Here is a 15,422-nt window from a genome sequence, read left to right on the forward strand (position 1 = left end):
ATGCGCAACTGCCAGACTCCCGCCGCCCGCAACTACCTGCGCCGCTTCGTTCCGGCCATGACCGGCTACGTCGTCGTCCTGTTCGCCTCGCTCTGGTTCATCGAGAACCACAACCCCAAGGGGGCGCTGCTGTGGCTGCTGGGCGTGGCGCCGGCCATCCCGGTCATGGGGGTGATCGCCGCCATGGGCCTGTACTTGGTGGAGGAGACCGACGAGTTCCAGCGCGCCATCCTGGTGCAGTCCATGCTGTGGGGGATCGGGATCACCCTGTCACTGTCCACCGCCTGGGGCTTCCTGGAGAACGTCGGCGTGCTCCCGCACTTCCCGCTGTACCTGATCTTCGCGGTGTTCTGCGGGGCGTTCGGCCTGGCCCAGCCCTTCATCCGGAGGCGCTACCAGTGAAGAACCGCCTCAAGGTGTTGCGGGCCGAGCGCGACTGGAGCCAGGCGGACCTGGCCGAGGCGCTGCAGGTCTCGCGGCAGACGATCAACGCGCTGGAGACCGGCAAGTACGATCCCAGCCTGCCGCTGGCCTTCAAGATCGCCCGGCTGTTCGGGCAACCCATCGAAACCATCTTCCAGGACGAGGCCTAAAGCCATGACCCTCGTGTCGCAATTTTCCAAGGCCTATCAGTCCAACCGCCTGGTGCGAGGCCTGGTGTACGGTATCGCCGCCGCGCCGCTTGGCTATCTGTTCGGTCGTTGGCTGAGCAGCTGGACGGACTTCGGGGAGTGGAACCCTGCTTGGCCAGATCTGATGGCCGCGCTGCTGGGCCTGTTCATGGTCGGCATCGGCATGGGCGTCCTGGCCGTCTGCGCCAGCCGCAAGGCGCTAGGCCGGCAGCTGGATCCCGAGCGCGGTCGCCCCGCGACGCCGGCCCAGGTGTTCTTCTACGCCCAGAACGGCGTCGTGCTGCTGCTGGCCGGCGTCATGATCGTCACGCCTGTGGCGATCCGCACCGCCTTCGAGACGGTTCCGGCGCTCGTCGGCTCGGCCGCCATGATCGGCCTGATCGCGCTGTTCCTGCTGCAGACCGCCATGAACATCTCGGTCTGGATCCGCAGCGACGAGCTGATGCGGCAGGCCATGACCGAAGTCGGCGCACTGTGCTTCATGGTCCTGCAGGGCGCGATGTTCCTGTGGGCGGCCGGCGGGAAGCTGGGCCTGCTGCCGGTCATGACCCTGTGGGACGCCGTGCCCGTGATGATGGCCGTCTACCTGCTGATCGCCTTCGCCGTCACTTGGCGTCGCGGCCTGGCCGCCTAGACCAAACAGTATCCAACAAAGCGTCCCGCTCCATCGGCGTCCTGAAAACGCCGAAGCCTTCCGCACGTCCCTATGGGGGAGAAAGATCCATGCTGCGCAAACGCTTCCACCTGTTCGTCATCGCCTTCGCCATCCTGGCCGCCCTGGGCGTGTTCGGCGGCAACCATGCCCACGCCGCTGACCGGATGACGGTCACCGTCACAGGCAAGGGTCCTGACGTCGTCCTGATCCCCGGCCTGGCCTCGTCCGGCGCGGTCTGGGACGCCACCGTCAAGCAGCTGTCGACCTCGCACCGTGTCCACGTCGTCCAGGTGGCGGGCTTCGCCGGCGCGCCGGTCGGCGGCAATGCCGAAGGGCCGGTGGTCGACCCGCTGGTCGAGGCCGTCGACGGCTACATCAAGGCCAACCACCTGAAGGCGCCGGCCGTGATCGGTCACTCGATGGGCGGTTTCACGGGCCTGCTGCTGGCGCGCCGCCACCCTGAGGACGTCAGCCGGCTGATGGTCGTCGACAGCCTGCCGTTCTTCGCGGTTCTGTTCTCGCCGGCCGCCACGGTCGAGACCGTCAAGCCGCAGGCCGCGGCCATGCGAGACGGCGTCACCGCCATGAGCCCCGAGGCCTTCGCCAGTCAGCAGGCCATGACCGCGCCGCGCTTCGTCAAGTCGCCGGACGGTCAGAAGCTGGTCCTGGCCTGGTCGGTCGCCTCGTCGCAGTCGGTCGTCGGCCGCGCCATGTATGACCTCCTGACCACCGACGCCCGCGGCGAGCTGGCGGCGATCAAGACGCCGGTGACGCTGCTCTATCCATACGACCCGGCGATGGGCGCGCCGACGGCGGCGATCGACAAGACCTATGCCGACGCCTACGCGGCCCTGCCGGGCGTGACGCTGAAGCGGATCGACGACGCCCGCCACTTCATCATGCTGGACCAGCCCCAGGCCTTCGCCACGGCGGTCGAGACTTTCCTCAAATAGCCAATCGTCCTTGCGCCGACGCGCAAGCCGCCCAATTCTCAACCTCAAGTCATTCGGGGATTTTCATGCTTCGTCATCTGCGCCGCGCCGCGGCAGGTCTCGTGTCGGTCGCCGTGCTGGGCTTCGCCGGCTCCGCCCTGGCCGAACCCGCCCTGTGGGCCATCAAGGACAAGGACTCGACCATCTATCTGTTCGGCACGATCCACGTGCTGAAGCCCGACACGAAATGGCGCTCGGCCAAGATCGACAAGGCCCTGGCCGACAGCGGCGACCTGACCCTGGAGATCGTCGGCTCGGACGACCCGGCGGTGATGCAGCCGCTGGTCATGAAGTACGGCATGGACCCGGCCAATCCGCTGTCGGGCAAGATCGCGCCCGACAAGTTCAAGAAGGCCAGCGACCTGGCCCAGGCCAGCGGTATTCCGCCTCAGGCCGTGAACATGATGCGCCCGTGGCTGGCGGCGGTGACGCTGTCGATGATCCCGGTGATCAAGGCCGGCTACGACCCCAAGAGCGGCGTCGAGTTCGTGTTGGCCAAGGAGGTCCGCGCCGCTGGCAAACCCGAGAAGGCCTTCGAGACGCCCGATCAGCAGATCCGCTTCTTCGCCGACCTGCCGGCCAAGACCGAGGCTGACTTCCTCAGCGTCACCCTGGATGACGTCGACGAGGGCGTGGGCAAGATCGACAAGATGGTCGCGGCCTGGGCCGCCGGCGACACCAGCGCGCTGGAGGCCGAGTTCGTCTCGGAGATGAAAGGCAAGTATCCTGAGCTCTACGACCTGCTGCTGACCAAGCGCAACGAGGACTGGGCCAGGCAGCTGAAGACCAAGCTGGCCGGCTCGGGCGTCAGCTTCGTCGCCGTCGGCTCGGGCCACCTGGTGGGGCCGGAGAGCGTGCAGGCGCAACTGGCCAAGTTGGGTATCAAGGCCGAGCGGGTGGAGTAGGCTTTTAGATCCTCCCCCGCGACGCGGGGGAGGTGGCCCGGAGGGCCGGAGGGGGCAAGCTGGGCATAAGGCGCGTCAGCCCCCTCAGTCGCTCCGCGACAGCTCCCCCGCATCGCGGGGGAGCATCACGCCCGCAGGTAGATCGAGCGTTTCGGCACGCTCATCACCCGCTGCAGCATGGGTTCGAACGCTTCCAGGGGCATCGACTTGAAGTTCGGGTCGAAGGCCTCCTGGTCGTACACATGGCAGAACTTGGCCGTGTGTTCGAAGTCCGGGTGGCCGCGGAACTGGTCGCGCATGTCACGGTCCAGGCCCAGGTGGTGGAAGAAGTAGTAGCCCTGGAAGATCGCGTGGTGGGCCACCATCCAGTGGTTCCGCTCCGACACGAAGGGCTGGAGGATGGCGGCGGCGATGTCGGCGTGATTGCGCGGACCCAGGATGTCGCCGATGTCGTGCAGCAGGGCGCAGACCACGTACTCTTCGTCCTCGCCGGCCTGGTGGGCGCGGGTGGCGGTCTGCAGGCTGTGGTCCAGGCGGTCGATGGCGAAGCCACCGCAGTCGCCCTTCAAAAGGTTCAGGTGGGCGATCAGCCGGATCGGCAGCTCGCGCCCGAACTCCACCGATGCGCCGGCGATGATGCCCCAGTCCTCAGGCGTGCCGTCGGTCATCGCGTGGAATTTGGCGCGCGGATGATCCTCGCCGTCGGCCATCACGTTTCTCCCCAAACGTCTGTTTGAAGTGATCGTGCGCTCGATGAGGGCTGAGGTCAACGCGGTGTGGGGAGGGGCCTTGGAGCGGGCGGGGGGAATCGAACCCCCGACATTCAGCTTGGGAAGCTGACGTTCTACCTCTGAACTACGCCCGCCAAAGGGACGCTCCGTTTAGCCCGGCTCGCCGCGGTACTCAAGCAGCGGTTGGAGCGTTGTGCCTTTTGGTAAGGCAAGGACCTAATTGCGCCGCAGAGTGCTCCCCTGATGCCGGCCGCAAAGTCATGGGAGTCGATCGTCGCGTGCCAGTTCAGACGGAAACCCCTCGCATGGCGTTTGGCGACGTCACCATCGATGTCGAAACCCGCCGCGTGCGGGCGCCGGGTGGAGCCAGCTGCCTGGAGCCTCGGACCTTCGACCTGCTGATGACCCTGGCTGAACGGCCCGGCCTGACCGCCTCGCGCGACCACCTGATCGAGACCGTCTGGAGCCCCGACCAGGGCTCGCATGTCGCCCTGAACCGGGCGGTTGCCGACCTGCGCAAGGCCTTGGGCGACGACGACCAGGCGCCGCGCTTCATCGAGACCGTGCCGGCGATCGGCTATCGCTGGATCTATGAAGCGGCCCCCGACAGCACGCCGCCGGCTCAGCGCTGGAGCCTTGGGCCCAGCTGGGTGGCGGTCGGCGCGATGCTGGCCATCGCCGTGGGCGGAGCCGCCAGCGTCGGCGCCTATGCCTGGGCGCAGGACGACGACCCGCCGCGCGCCGTCGCCGAGCGCTAGCGGGCAGTATCGTCCAGGAACACCGAGGCCCAGACCAGCGGGGCGTTCCAGTTGATCGCCACCTCGTTCTGGGTGAAGGCGCGGTAGTCGTCGGTCCAACAGGTCTGGGGCTTGCACTGGCCTTTCATGGTCTTGGCCACGTCGTCGCCCATGCTGGTCGAGTTGGGACCGCCCGAGACCACGCCGGCCGGCGGGGCGGGGTAGGCGGCATTGGCCTGCTTGGCCCAGAAGCGGTGGTGCGGGTTCCGCATCGCCCGCGCGCCGAAGCCGGTGACGTACGAGCGGTCCAGCGGATTGCGGCCCAGGACGTAGTCCATGGCGTCGACCGCGCCGTAGCGATAGGCGATTTCGCCCGTGAAATCGTAGGCCAGGCCCAGCACCACGGCGCGGTTCAGCACTGAGCTGTTCGAGCCCCACGGATAGCCCGGCGCGGCATAAGGCAGGCCGTAGCCCTGGCCGAGGTCGTCCGACAGGTAGCGGCCGGCGGCGGCCGTCAGGCTGGCGCGAGCCTGAGCGATCTCGGCGGGCTTCAAGCCGTTGGGCGCGAGCGCCAGGGTGATCGTGCCCAGGGCGCTGACCGAACCCCAGCTGATGTCGCTGGTCGCCAGGAACAGCGGCGAGGCGCGCAGAGCCTTCTCGGCGTTCGCGTCACCCGTCGTGGCGTAGAGCTCGGCGGCGGCCCAGTAGAGCTCGTCGGTCAGGTCGCCGTCTCCATAGCCGCCCGAGCCGGTGAACGGACCCAGCTGGTAGATGTCGGGATGGCGCAAGGCGGCGGCGAAGGCGCGTCGGGCGGCTTCCAGGCAGCGGGCCGAGAACGCCGGGTCGATGGTCTTCCAGACCCGCGCGGCCTGGGCGGCGACGGCGACCAGGTTCAGGGTCGCGCCCGTGGTCGGGTAGTAGAGATACCGCACCTGCTTGTCGTCGGCCGGCGCGGTGGGCAGGCCGGTCCAGTAGCGGTCGGCGATCTTCTGGTGGGCCATGCCCGAGGCGTCGATGGCGGTCAGCTTCAGCTTGCCGTCGACGGGCTTCTGCTTGCCGACCGGGACCTGCAGGGTCTTGCCGTCCGGAACCTGCATGGCCAGCAGGAACGACAGCTCGAAGCGGGCCTCATCCAAGATGTCGGGCACGCCGTTGGCGTTCTCGGGCAGAGCCTGGGAGCCGTCGCCCAGGGCCTTCAGCGCGCCGGGGCGCTTGAGCACGGCCGCGCGCTCATAGGCGTTGACCAGGGTCCAGACCGAGATGCCGCCATTGACGACATACTTGCCGTGGTCCCCGGCGTCGTACCAGCCGTCGCTGGCGTCCAGGGTGTAGTCGCAGCCCGGCCAGACCTGGCCGCGTTCGTCGGCCTGGTCGAAGCAGGTGGCCTTGTCCGGGGCGTGGCCGGCGGGACGGGCCAGGTCCGGCCGCTCGACGAAGCGGGCCTCGATCGGAACGCTGGCGCGCTGCTGGTAAAAGAACGACAGGGCCGCCTTGGTCAGCTTGCCGTCGGGCCTGGCGCGCAGGGAGAAGGGACGGCTCTCGGCCGCGCCGACCTTCAGGCGATAGCCGTCGCCAGCCTTGCGGAGGCCCGAGAAGTCGATCTGGTGGACATGCTCGCCCGAAGCGGCGTCGTCGCCGAACACTTTGGTCTTTCCCGAAGCGACGGTCGCGCCCGAAGCGTCCAGCAGGGTCCAGTCCAGCGGGCTCTTGGAAGCATCAGCCAGCACGGCGCGCTTGGGGCCGTTAGCCTCCAAGCCGGTCTGGTTCAGGCGAATGGGGCGGGGGGCGTCTTCAGCCCGGGCGGCGCCGGCCAGCACCAGCAACGAGGCAAACGACAGGGCGGCCAGGCGGGTCATCAACGCTTCCTCCGTGGCGCATCGACCTGCGCGCCTTGGCGGCGAAGCTAGCGGAGCGCCGACAGCGTTGTCACGATCTTTGTTACCGGTATCTCTGTGTCCGGACGCGAAAACGCCGCCCGAGGTCATCGGGCGGCGTTCGAAGCGGCTCGGGCAGGCGCGCCTAGTTCTGCGGCGGCGGGCCTTCCGGCGGCGGGCCGGGAGGCGGGCCGCCACCCTGCTGAGCGCGGCGGGCGCGCATCTGTTCGAAGGCGGTCTTCAGCTCGGCCAGGGTGACCTTGCCGTCCTTGTCGGCGTCGATCATGGCGAAGCGGTCTTCCGGACGGCCAGCGCCGGTCCATTCGGCCTTGTCGACGACGCCGTCGCTGTTGGTGTCCCAGCGCTTGAAGACGTCTTCCGGAGCCGGCATCTGGCGCGGGCCCGGAGGCGGGCCGTCTTGAGCCAGGGCGGCGCCGGCCACGAGGGTGGAGAGCGCGCCGAGCGCGACGATGAGCTTACGGCTCATAGAGGGGGTTTCCTTCCCGGGGTTAAGTCCCTGGATCGCTGAAATGGGCCTCGATTGTTGCGGCCTTATTTCGGAAAAAGGGCGGGAAAGGACGGGCCCGTAGACCCGTCCTCCGCAGGTTAGAACTTGTACTGCAGCCCCAGGCTGAACTGCCGCCCGGTGTGAGTGTAGACGAAGGTGCTGTCGCGGTCGGAGTCGATGAACTGCCGGTTGAAGCGGTCCAGGATGTTCAGACCCTCCAGCGACAGCTTGAGGTGCTCGCCGATCTGGTACGAGGCGGCCATGTCGAAGGTCAGGTTGGGCGAGTAGCCCTCGATGTCCTGCAACGGGTTGTTGGCCGGCAGGGCCACGACCGACTTGTCGCGGTACGAGGCCGAGACGCGGGCGCTGAACTTGCTGTCCTCGTAATAGAGCGTGGCGTTGTAGGCGTTCTTGGACAGGCCGATCAGGTCGTTGGTGGTGATGCCGCCGGCCGCCAGGAAGTAGTCGATCTGGCTGTCGACATAGGTGTAGTTCACCAGCGCGCCGGTGTGGCTCAGGAAGCCCGGCAGGAAGGTGAAGGCCTGCTGGTAGTTGACCTCGAAGCCCTTCAGTGGGCCGCCCGGGGTGTTCAGCGGCCGGGTGACGGTGATCGGCGTGTTGTCCGGATCGACGCCCGACGCGCCCAGCAGGGCCAGCGGCAGGCCGGTCTGGCGGAAGGTCAGCTGCTGGGACTGGTTCTGAACATAGGTCTCGATGTCCTTGTAGAAGAAGCCCACGCCCAGGATGGCGCCGGGGGCAAAGTACCACTCAGCGCCGACATCGGCGGTCCAGGCGCGGATCGGGTCCAGGGTCGGGTTGCCCGAGGTGATTGACGGCGTGCCGGTCAGGTTCAGGCTGCCGCCGGGCGTCAGGAAGCCCAGGTCCGGCCGCGACACGGTCTTGGCGCCCGAGAAGCGCAGGATGAGGTTGTCGGTGACATCGACGGCGACGTTCAGCGAGGGCAGGACGTCGTTGTAGCTATGATCGGCCGTGACCTGCTGCGGCGTCAGGCCGATCTGGTAGCCGCGCGACTCCAGCTCGGTGCGGGCGAAGCGGAAACCGACGTCGCCGCGCACGGGCACGCCGCCGATCTCGGTGCGCAGATCCGCCTGGATGAAGGCCGAGGTCACCTTTTCGTCCACCCGGCGGATGCCGCCGAAATTGTTGACCAGGGTGTAGAGGCCGGTCTGGCTGTAGAGGTTCTGGTTGCCGACGAACTTGTCGTAGTCGATCGTCGCCCAGGCGCTGGGGAAGACCCCCGCATTGATGCCGTGGCCGCCGAAGCCGCTGACCACCTTGGTCAGGTTCTTCAGCTCGGCCGAGGTGAAGCTGGGCACCAGGAAGTTGTTGGCCCGCTGGAACGCCGAGGTGTCGAACGAGAACTCGTCATAGTGGCCGCCGACCTTGACGGTCAGGGCGTCGTCGACGGCCCAGGCCAGGTTCAGGTCGATGGTCTTGTAGATGTTGGTCGTGAAGATCTGCGACAGCCGCACCTCGGCGTTTGGGGCCGCGAAGCTGTAGAGACTGGCGTCGGTGACGTCGAAGCCGTGGGTGATGGTCGGCTGGTCGCGGTCCTTGCGGAAGTCGATCGTCATGCTGGTGTTGGGCCGCTGGAACATGATCGTCGTCGTCATCGGCTGGTCGTAGTCCGACTTCGAGTAGCCGATCAGGCCCCTGACCGTGATCTTGTCGGTCAGCTCGTGCGTGCCCGCCAGGGTGTACTGCTGGAAGACGTTCTGGAACTCGTCGTGCTGGGTGTCGGAGCGCACGTCGACGCCGTCGAAGCGGGCGAAGTCGACGTCATAGACCGTCTGGCCCAGGTTGACGCCGGCCGTGTGGCTGGTCCCGGCGTTGCGCAGGATCAGCTCGCGGACGGCCGTCTGCGGCTTGCCGTTCTGGCTGATGGCGCGGGCGAACGAGAAGCCCTCCAGCCAGTTCTCCTCGCGCTTGACGTCGTAGTTCGAATACAGGGCGTCGAAGCTGAGGGAGGTGCGCGAGGTCGGCTTCCATTGCAGGGCCAGGGTCGCGCCGGTGCGCTCCTGGTTGTGATGGAAGCGGCCGTAGCGCGGCAGGCGGGGGAAGAAGACCGTCGAGCGGTTGGCCTGGTCGAAGACGGTGTCATTGGCGGCCGGACGCGGCACGCCGGTCGCGCAATTGGCGGCGTCGGTGCCGTTGGCGGCGTTATCGACCGGGTTCTGGACAGGGCGACCGACGGGCGTGCAGAAGCCGCCGTCCACCGTGGCCGGGTTCCAGCCGCCCGAGCCCCACTGGTCTTCCAAGTAGCGACGCTTGCTGTAGGCCAGCGAGGCCTGGGCCCCGAATTCGCCGAACGCGCCGCTCCAGCGGTTGCCCAGCACGGCGGTGAAGCGCGGATCGACCTTCTTGGCCAGGTCGGTATAGCTGCCAGCCGCGCCCAGCACGAAGGTCAGGCCCTTCTGGTCCAGCGGGCGGGCGGTCTCCAGGTCGACCGTGGCCCCCAGCGAGCCCTCGATCACCTCGGCCTGGGCGCTCTTGCGCACCGTGATGCCGCTGAACAGCTCCGAGGCGAAGGTGTTGAAGTCGAAGCCCCGGCCCAGGTTGGCGCCCCGGTCGCTGGTGGTGGCGCCGCTGGTCGACTGGGCTTCCATGCCGTTAATGCGCACGCGGGTGAAGTTCGGCGGCAGGCCGCGCACGGTGATGGTCCGGCCTTCGCCGGCGACGCGGGTGATCGACACGCCCGGCACCCGCTGGATGGACTCGGCCAGGTTGGCGTCGGGGAAGTCAGCGATGTCTTCGGCCTTGATGGCGTCGACCACGCCCGAGGACTGGCGCTTGACGTTCAGGGCGCTCTTCAGGCTTTCGCGAAAGCCGGTGACGACCACCTCTTCGACGGTGGTGTCCTGCGCTTGAGCGCTGGTGGTGGCGGCCATTGCGCCGACAATTGCCAGGGCCAGCAACGAGCAGCTCGATTTCCAGCCCAACTTGGACGGCGACATGAGGACCTCCAGACAGGGCCGGCCCCGCCGCACCCCTGATGTTTCCAACCCGAGGCTCCCGGTTTTCCCGGTTCAGCTCTCTACGTTGCGTAGTCCCGTATGTCGGGATCAAATCTCACAACGTAGATAATATATGTCTGACAAATGACGGAGTCGCAAGATGCCGTAACAAGGGTTGGCTCAGCACAGGCCACCGCCTGACCTGCTCGCGCAGGCCTGTCCGCCCCCAAGCGGGGCGGGGGGAGGGAGGAGTTCTGCGTGGACGAGTTTCATCTCTCCTCCCCTGTTGGGGGGGAGGGGGACCGGTGCAGCCGGTGGAGGGGCTCGCGCCCGTCTAGGGCTTGGTGTCGGTCGAGAGGTTCTCGTTGATCAGACCGATCTTCGTCCAGCCATGACTCTTCAGGCGGTTCAGGACATCCATGAAGCGGTCGTACTTCACGTCGCCGGTCGCACGGATCAAGACGCGTTGCTGATCCATCGGCACGTTGGCGAAGCGCGCGGCCACGTCCTGCGTCAGGGTGTCTAGCGTGGTGGGCTGTTCGTCCACCGTCAGTCGGCCGTCGGGCTGCATGCCGACGAAGACAGGGCCGACGGTTTTCGGTTGCTCCGCGGGCGGCAACTCGATCCGGATCGACGTGATGCTCATGCAAAGCGCCGTAACGATCACCATGAAGCCGATCAGGACGCCGATCGCGATCTTCGTCCCCCGCTTCATCGCCTAGTGCTTCCCGCGGTCGCGCCCGAAGTTCGGCAGGGCGCTTTCCTGGCCCGCCGCCACGATGCCTCGGCGGATGGCCCGCGTCCGAGTGAAGTGGGCGTGCAGGGTGTCGGCGTCGCCCCAGCGGATGGCGCGGCTCATGGCCTGCAGGTCCTCGGTGAAGCGGCCCAGCATCTCCAGCACCGCGTCCTTGTTGGCCACGAAGATGTCGCGCCACATGGTCGGGTCGCTGGCGGCGATGCGGGTGAAGTCGCGGAAGCCCGAGGCCGAGTACTTGATGACCTCGTTCTCGGTGACGTTCTCGAGATCGGCCGCGCTGCCGACGATCGTGTAGGCGATCAGGTGGGGCAGGTGGGAGACGACGGCCAGCACCAGGTCGTGGTGCTTCTCTTCCATCAGCTCGACCTGGGCCCCGAAGGCGCGCCAGAAGGCCGACAGCGTGGCGACGGCCTCGGCGTAGTGCTCGTCGTCGCTCTCGAACGGCGTCAGGATCGTCCACCGGCCCTCGAACAGCTCGGCGAAGCCGGAGTCGGGGCCCGACTGCTCGGTGCCGGCGATCGGGTGGCCGGGGATGGCGTAGATTTTCGAGATGTCCTGGGCGCGAAAGGCCTCGGCGACATTGGCCTTGGTCGAGCCGACATCGGTCAGGGTGGCGCCCGCCTTCATGGCCGGGATGATCTCGGCGGCCAGGCCGGGGATCGACAGCACCGGGGTGGCGATGACCACCAGGTCGGCGTCTTTGACCGCCTCGGCGATGTCGCCGGTGACCTGCTCGGCGATGCCCAGCGCGACGACGCGGGCGCGGTTGGCCTCGCTGGCGTCGGCCACGGTGACCTCGCCGACGACGCCGTGCTCACGCGCCGCGCGGATCACCGAGCCGCCGATCAGGCCGCAGCCGATGACGGTGAGCTTGGGGTAGAGGACGCCCGGAGCCGACATCTAGCGCCCCATGAACTCGGCCAGCAGGTCCACGACGGCGCGGTTCTGCTCTTCCAGGCCGATGGTCACGCGGATCGCGTCGGGCAGATTGTAGTTGGCCACGGCGCGGACCAGATAGCCGCGCGACGCCAGGAAGGCTTCGGCCTCCTTGGCGGTCTTACCCGGCGTCTGCGGGAAGGTGGCTAGCACGAAGTTGGCCGCCGACGGCGTCACCTCCAGGCCAAGGCCGCCCAGTTGCTGGGCCAGCCACGGACGCCACTGCTCGACCAGGGCCAGCGAGCGGGCCTGGAACTCGTCGTCGAACAGGGCCGCGACGGCGGCTTCCTGGCCGGGGATCGAGGTGTTGAACGGCGGGCGGATGCGCTCGATCGGTTCGATGATGTGCTCAGGCGCATAACCCCAGCCCACCCGAAGCGCGGCCAGGCCGTGGAGCTTCGAGAAGGTGCGGGTGACGATCACGTTCTCGGCGGTGCGGGCCAGGTCCAGGCCGTCCTCGAAGCGCGGGTCGCTGCAGAATTCCGAATAGGCGCCGTCCAGCACCAGGATCACCGACGGAGGCAGGGCCGCGTGCAGGGCGCGGATCTTCTCGCCCGTCAGCCAGGTGCCGGTCGGGTTGGCGGGATTGGCGATGAACACCAGGCGCGTGCGCTCGTCGACGCACTTGAGCGTCTCGTCGATGTCGACGCGGTGGTTGATCTCCTTGGCCATGCGGACTTCGGCCTGGCAGGCGCGGGCTCCGATGGCGTAGGCGGCGAAGCCGTGCTCGCCCTGGACGATGTTGTCGCCGGGCTCCAGATACACTTGGCACAGCAGGGCGAAGATCTCGTCGCTGCCGTCGCCGAAGGTCAGGCGCTCGGGCTCCAGCTTGAAGCGCTCGGCCACGGCGGCGCGCAGGATGCCGGCCTTGCCGTCCGGATAGATGTGCATCCGGTCGACGGCGTTGCGATAGGCCGCCTTGGCCTTGTCGCTGCTGCCCAGGATGTTCTCGTTGCTCGACAGCTTCACCGGATGGGCGATGCCTTCGACCTTCGACTTGCCGCCGACATAGGCATGGATGTCCATGATGCCGGGTTTTGGGACAGGGCGAGGCGCGGCGAAGCGATCGGTCATCGGACTACTCAAGCTCTACGGACGGCGTGTCTCTTACACGTCGAACTGTTCGGGCGCAGCCCCGATGACGCCCGTAAGGTCTCCGGGGGCGCGGGCCAGGCGCTCGTCATTGGGCTGGAAGAAGCCCGACAGCGAAAACAGCTTCAGGCCACCGGCGTCGGCGATCAGTTCGGCGGCGACGTCGGTCTGGCTCAGGGCCTCGACGATGACCTGGGCGCTCTTGGCCGAGTCGGTGACCCAGAAGGTCTGGTCGCCGCCGGTGGGTTCGACCTCGACTTCGGCTACCGCGAGGGCGGCCTGCGGACCCCAGGTGGCCAGGCAGGGCAGGGCGGCGAACACCCGCAGCTTGGGCTCGGCCAGCAGGCGGCCCCACCACGGGGTCTCGGCGGCCAGCGGCAGGACGGCGACGCCCCAGGGCGTGCGCGCGATGGCCAAGGCGTCCTGGGCGGTCGGAACGATGGAGAGGCGCGGCGCCGTGCCGAAACGCAGGCGGGTCAGTTCGACGGTGCGGGCGGCCTCACGGCCTCCGAAGACGCCCAGGTGGTACGGACCCTGGCGCGCCAGGTTGTCGGCCATGATCTCGCGCCAGATGCGGATGACCAGGGCGTTGCTGGCGCCGGTGCGGGGCGCGGCCAGCAGCTTGCGGACGATCTGGGCCTCGCGGCCGGGGCGCAGGCCAAAGCCGGTGTCGCCGGAGGCGCGCTTGGCGGCCGCGACGGCGCTGGCCAGGCCGGCGCGCTCGTCCAGCAGCTTCAGGAGTTCAGTGTCGATGGCGTCGAGCCGCCATCGGACCTCTTCGAGAGACGGCGTGGCCACCGTCGCGTCGCTGCCCATGTTCTTCCCCGAAATTGGAGGCGGGACCATAGTCTTTGCCGCGAAACACGCAATAGCCAGCCTTCGCGGGAATAAAATTGCGTGCTGGGCGATCGTTGCTCGCTCAGTAAACGGTCGGCGCGGGCCCCGTGTCGAGGATGCCCAGATAGGTGCGGCCGTTCTGGAACTTGAGGTCGGCCTCGATCACCGGCTCGGCGCCCATGGCCTGGGCGGCGGCCGCCACAGCCTGTTCCGGCGTCCTGATCGGCTGGCCGGGCATGGTCCGCTCCTTGAGCGCCGCGTTCAGCGAGCCGGTCACCCGGCCTTGGTTGTCGACCGACAGCACGCCGGACTTGATCTTACCCTCGGCGTCGCCGGCCAAGAGCTGGCTCTGCTGCAGAGTGATCTGGCCGCCGGCCTCGCTCCAGCGCTTGACGGCGGCTTCCCAGTTGCGGCCGCGCAGTTGCGAGACGTGCGACAGGCGGGTCTCCAGCAGCATCGAGGCGGTCTTGTCCTGGGCGATGCGGCCCAAGAGGCCCGTGAAGGCGGTCTTGGCGCCGTCGGCCTTGAAGAACACCGCGCCCTGGTCGTCGGGACCAGAGCGAGTGTGCAGCTGCATCTTGTCGGCCGAGACCAGCTGGAACGGCTTGGTCCCCGGGGCGGGGGTGAAGGTCAGCTTGGCGCCCTCGACCGAGATGCGCGGCGGATACTCCGTCACGTGCGAGATGCTGGCGCGCAGGGCCTGGCCGGTGATGGTCACGTCGCCGGCCTCGGGACGGGTCATGACCACGCCTTGCTCGGCGACCAGCACCCAGTGGGTCAGGTCGAAGATCTCGGCCTCGCCCTTGAGGACCGGCGCGCGCACGGCCCAGCCGGTGGGCTCGGCGACGCGGGCGTTGGTCAGGTCGACATTCATGCGGAACGGGAAGCCGTGGAAGGTGCGGGCGCTCCACGACAGGTCATAACCGCGCGACTTCAGGTCGGCCGCCTGGGCGTCCATCCGCTGCTCGGCCTGGCCGCGCAGCCAGAACCATCCGTAGCTCCAACCGCCCGCGATCAAGGCGGCGAGGATGAAAGGCGTGAATAGACGGCCGCGACGGGCTTTGCGGGACGGGGCGGCGTCGTTATGGGTCATGTATAGGGCGCGTCCAGTCGGGATCGAGAATGGGTTTGGCAGGCGACAGCGAAGATCGCTGGGTGTTCGGATATGGATCGCTCATGTGGCGGCCCGGGTTCCCGTTCATAGACCGAAGAACGGCCGTGCTCCACGGTCGGCGGCGGGCCTTCTGCATCTATTCGGTGCATCATCGCGGCACCTATGAGCGCCCCGGCCTGGTGCTGGGCCTGGCACCCGGCGGCGCGGTACGCGGCATGGCCTATCGCGTGGCGGCGTCCGAGTGGGAAGACGTCTACGCCTACTTGCGCGAACGCGAGCAACCGACCGAGACCTATTTCGAGACCTGGCGCGACGTGAAGATCGACGGCGGGGACAAGACGCCGGCGCTCGTCTTCCTGTCGGACATGAAGCACAGCCAGTGGGCCGGGGCCCTGACCCTGGAGCAGCAGGCGGCGCTGATCGCCGGCGCCACGGGGCTCTCTGGGCCGAACATCGACTACCTGCGCGACCTCGTCCTGCACCTGCGCGAGGACGGCGTGCGCGATCACGCGATGGAAAAGCTGCTCAAGATGGTCGAGGCGATCGAGGTCGCTTCCTAGATTCTTGGCCCGAAACCCTCGTCCTTCGACAAGCTCAGGATGAGGGTTTCTACTGAACCGTCATCGACACTAGCCCTCATCCTGAGTCTGTCGAAGGACGAGGGCGACCGCGCGGCG

Annotated in this window: 16 protein-coding genes and 1 tRNA gene; 7 read left to right on the forward strand and 10 right to left on the reverse strand. The window is 67.8% G+C overall.

From position 1 onward, the window contains the following. The 5 genes from AC07NF_RS17050 to AC07NF_RS17070 all read left to right on the forward strand — a co-directional run bounded on the left by AC07NF_RS17050 (position 1) and on the right by AC07NF_RS17070 (position 3,184). Entirely contained in the window at positions 1-402 is a 402-nt protein-coding gene (locus tag AC07NF_RS17050; protein WP_494628840.1) for a hypothetical protein, read from the forward strand. Then, positions 399-593, forward strand: coding sequence for a helix-turn-helix transcriptional regulator (locus AC07NF_RS17055; RefSeq protein WP_291872351.1), 195 nt, complete (start codon positions 399-401; stop codon positions 591-593). Before AC07NF_RS17050 ends, AC07NF_RS17055 begins: the two co-directional genes overlap by 4 nt. Positions 594-597: 4 nt before the next feature. After that, a complete protein-coding gene (locus tag AC07NF_RS17060) occupies positions 598-1,266 on the forward strand; it encodes a hypothetical protein (protein ID WP_494628839.1) in 669 nt (222 codons plus the stop codon). Between the two features lie 89 nt (positions 1,267-1,355). Further along, positions 1,356-2,240, forward strand: coding sequence for an alpha/beta fold hydrolase (locus AC07NF_RS17065; RefSeq protein WP_494628838.1), 885 nt, complete (start codon positions 1,356-1,358; stop codon positions 2,238-2,240). Positions 2,241-2,305: 65 nt separating this feature from the next. Continuing rightward, positions 2,306-3,184, forward strand: a complete 879-nt coding sequence (locus tag AC07NF_RS17070; protein ID WP_494628837.1) for a TraB/GumN family protein — start codon at positions 2,306-2,308, stop codon at positions 3,182-3,184. A gap of 125 nt (positions 3,185-3,309) precedes the next feature. On the opposite strand, the gene AC07NF_RS17075 is transcribed toward AC07NF_RS17070, so the two are convergent. Together AC07NF_RS17075 and AC07NF_RS17080 are read right to left on the reverse strand one after the other, a co-directional pair. Beyond that, positions 3,310-3,894 carry an HD domain-containing protein gene (locus AC07NF_RS17075; RefSeq protein WP_494628836.1) on the reverse strand — a complete coding sequence of 195 codons (585 nt, stop codon included), beginning with the start codon at positions 3,892-3,894 and terminating at the stop codon, positions 3,310-3,312. Positions 3,895-3,974: 80 nt separating this feature from the next. Then, a tRNA-Gly gene (locus AC07NF_RS17080) sits at positions 3,975-4,049 on the reverse strand. A gap of 171 nt (positions 4,050-4,220) precedes the next feature. Here AC07NF_RS17080 and AC07NF_RS17085 point away from each other — a divergent pair. Continuing rightward, complete coding sequence (locus tag AC07NF_RS17085) at positions 4,221-4,673, forward strand: winged helix-turn-helix domain-containing protein (RefSeq protein WP_494628835.1); 453 nt, start codon at positions 4,221-4,223, stop codon at positions 4,671-4,673. Here AC07NF_RS17085 and AC07NF_RS17090 read toward each other — a convergent pair. The 8 genes from AC07NF_RS17090 to AC07NF_RS17125 form a co-directional block, all read right to left on the reverse strand. Continuing rightward, entirely contained in the window at positions 4,670-6,508 is a 1,839-nt protein-coding gene (locus AC07NF_RS17090; protein WP_494628834.1) for a glycoside hydrolase family 9 protein, read from the reverse strand. The genes AC07NF_RS17085 and AC07NF_RS17090 overlap by 4 nt on opposite strands. A gap of 163 nt (positions 6,509-6,671) precedes the next feature. Next, entirely contained in the window at positions 6,672-7,013 is a 342-nt protein-coding gene (locus tag AC07NF_RS17095; RefSeq protein WP_494628833.1) for an EF-hand domain-containing protein, read from the reverse strand. A 119-nt stretch (positions 7,014-7,132) separates the two neighbouring features. Further along, a complete protein-coding gene (locus tag AC07NF_RS17100) occupies positions 7,133-10,009 on the reverse strand; it encodes a TonB-dependent receptor (RefSeq protein WP_494628832.1) in 2,877 nt (958 codons plus the stop codon). Between the two features lie 334 nt (positions 10,010-10,343). Continuing rightward, on the reverse strand, positions 10,344-10,724 hold the full coding sequence (locus AC07NF_RS17105; protein ID WP_494628831.1) for an ExbD/TolR family protein: 381 nt from the start codon (positions 10,722-10,724) through the stop codon (positions 10,344-10,346). A gap of 3 nt (positions 10,725-10,727) precedes the next feature. Next, a complete protein-coding gene (locus AC07NF_RS17110) occupies positions 10,728-11,666 on the reverse strand; it encodes a prephenate/arogenate dehydrogenase family protein (RefSeq protein ID WP_494628830.1) in 939 nt (312 codons plus the stop codon). Beyond that, positions 11,667-12,776: a histidinol-phosphate transaminase gene (hisC, locus tag AC07NF_RS17115; RefSeq protein ID WP_494628829.1), complete on the reverse strand. Its 1,110-nt coding sequence runs from the start codon at positions 12,774-12,776 to the stop codon at positions 11,667-11,669. It abuts the gene before it with no gap. Between the two features lie 33 nt (positions 12,777-12,809). Continuing rightward, a complete protein-coding gene (locus AC07NF_RS17120; RefSeq protein WP_494628828.1) occupies positions 12,810-13,610 on the reverse strand; it encodes a chorismate mutase in 801 nt (266 codons plus the stop codon). Between the two features lie 103 nt (positions 13,611-13,713). Then, complete coding sequence (locus AC07NF_RS17125) at positions 13,714-14,724, reverse strand: DUF2125 domain-containing protein (protein ID WP_494628827.1); 1,011 nt, start codon at positions 14,722-14,724, stop codon at positions 13,714-13,716. A 29-nt stretch (positions 14,725-14,753) separates the two neighbouring features. Here AC07NF_RS17125 and AC07NF_RS17130 point away from each other — a divergent pair, with 29 nt between their 5' ends. Then, positions 14,754-15,305: a gamma-glutamylcyclotransferase gene (locus AC07NF_RS17130; protein WP_494628826.1), complete on the forward strand. Its 552-nt coding sequence runs from the start codon at positions 14,754-14,756 to the stop codon at positions 15,303-15,305. The last annotated feature ends 117 nt before the right edge of the window (positions 15,306-15,422 follow it).

The sequence above is a fragment of the Caulobacter sp. GW821-FHT10A06 genome (assembly GCF_059415805.1).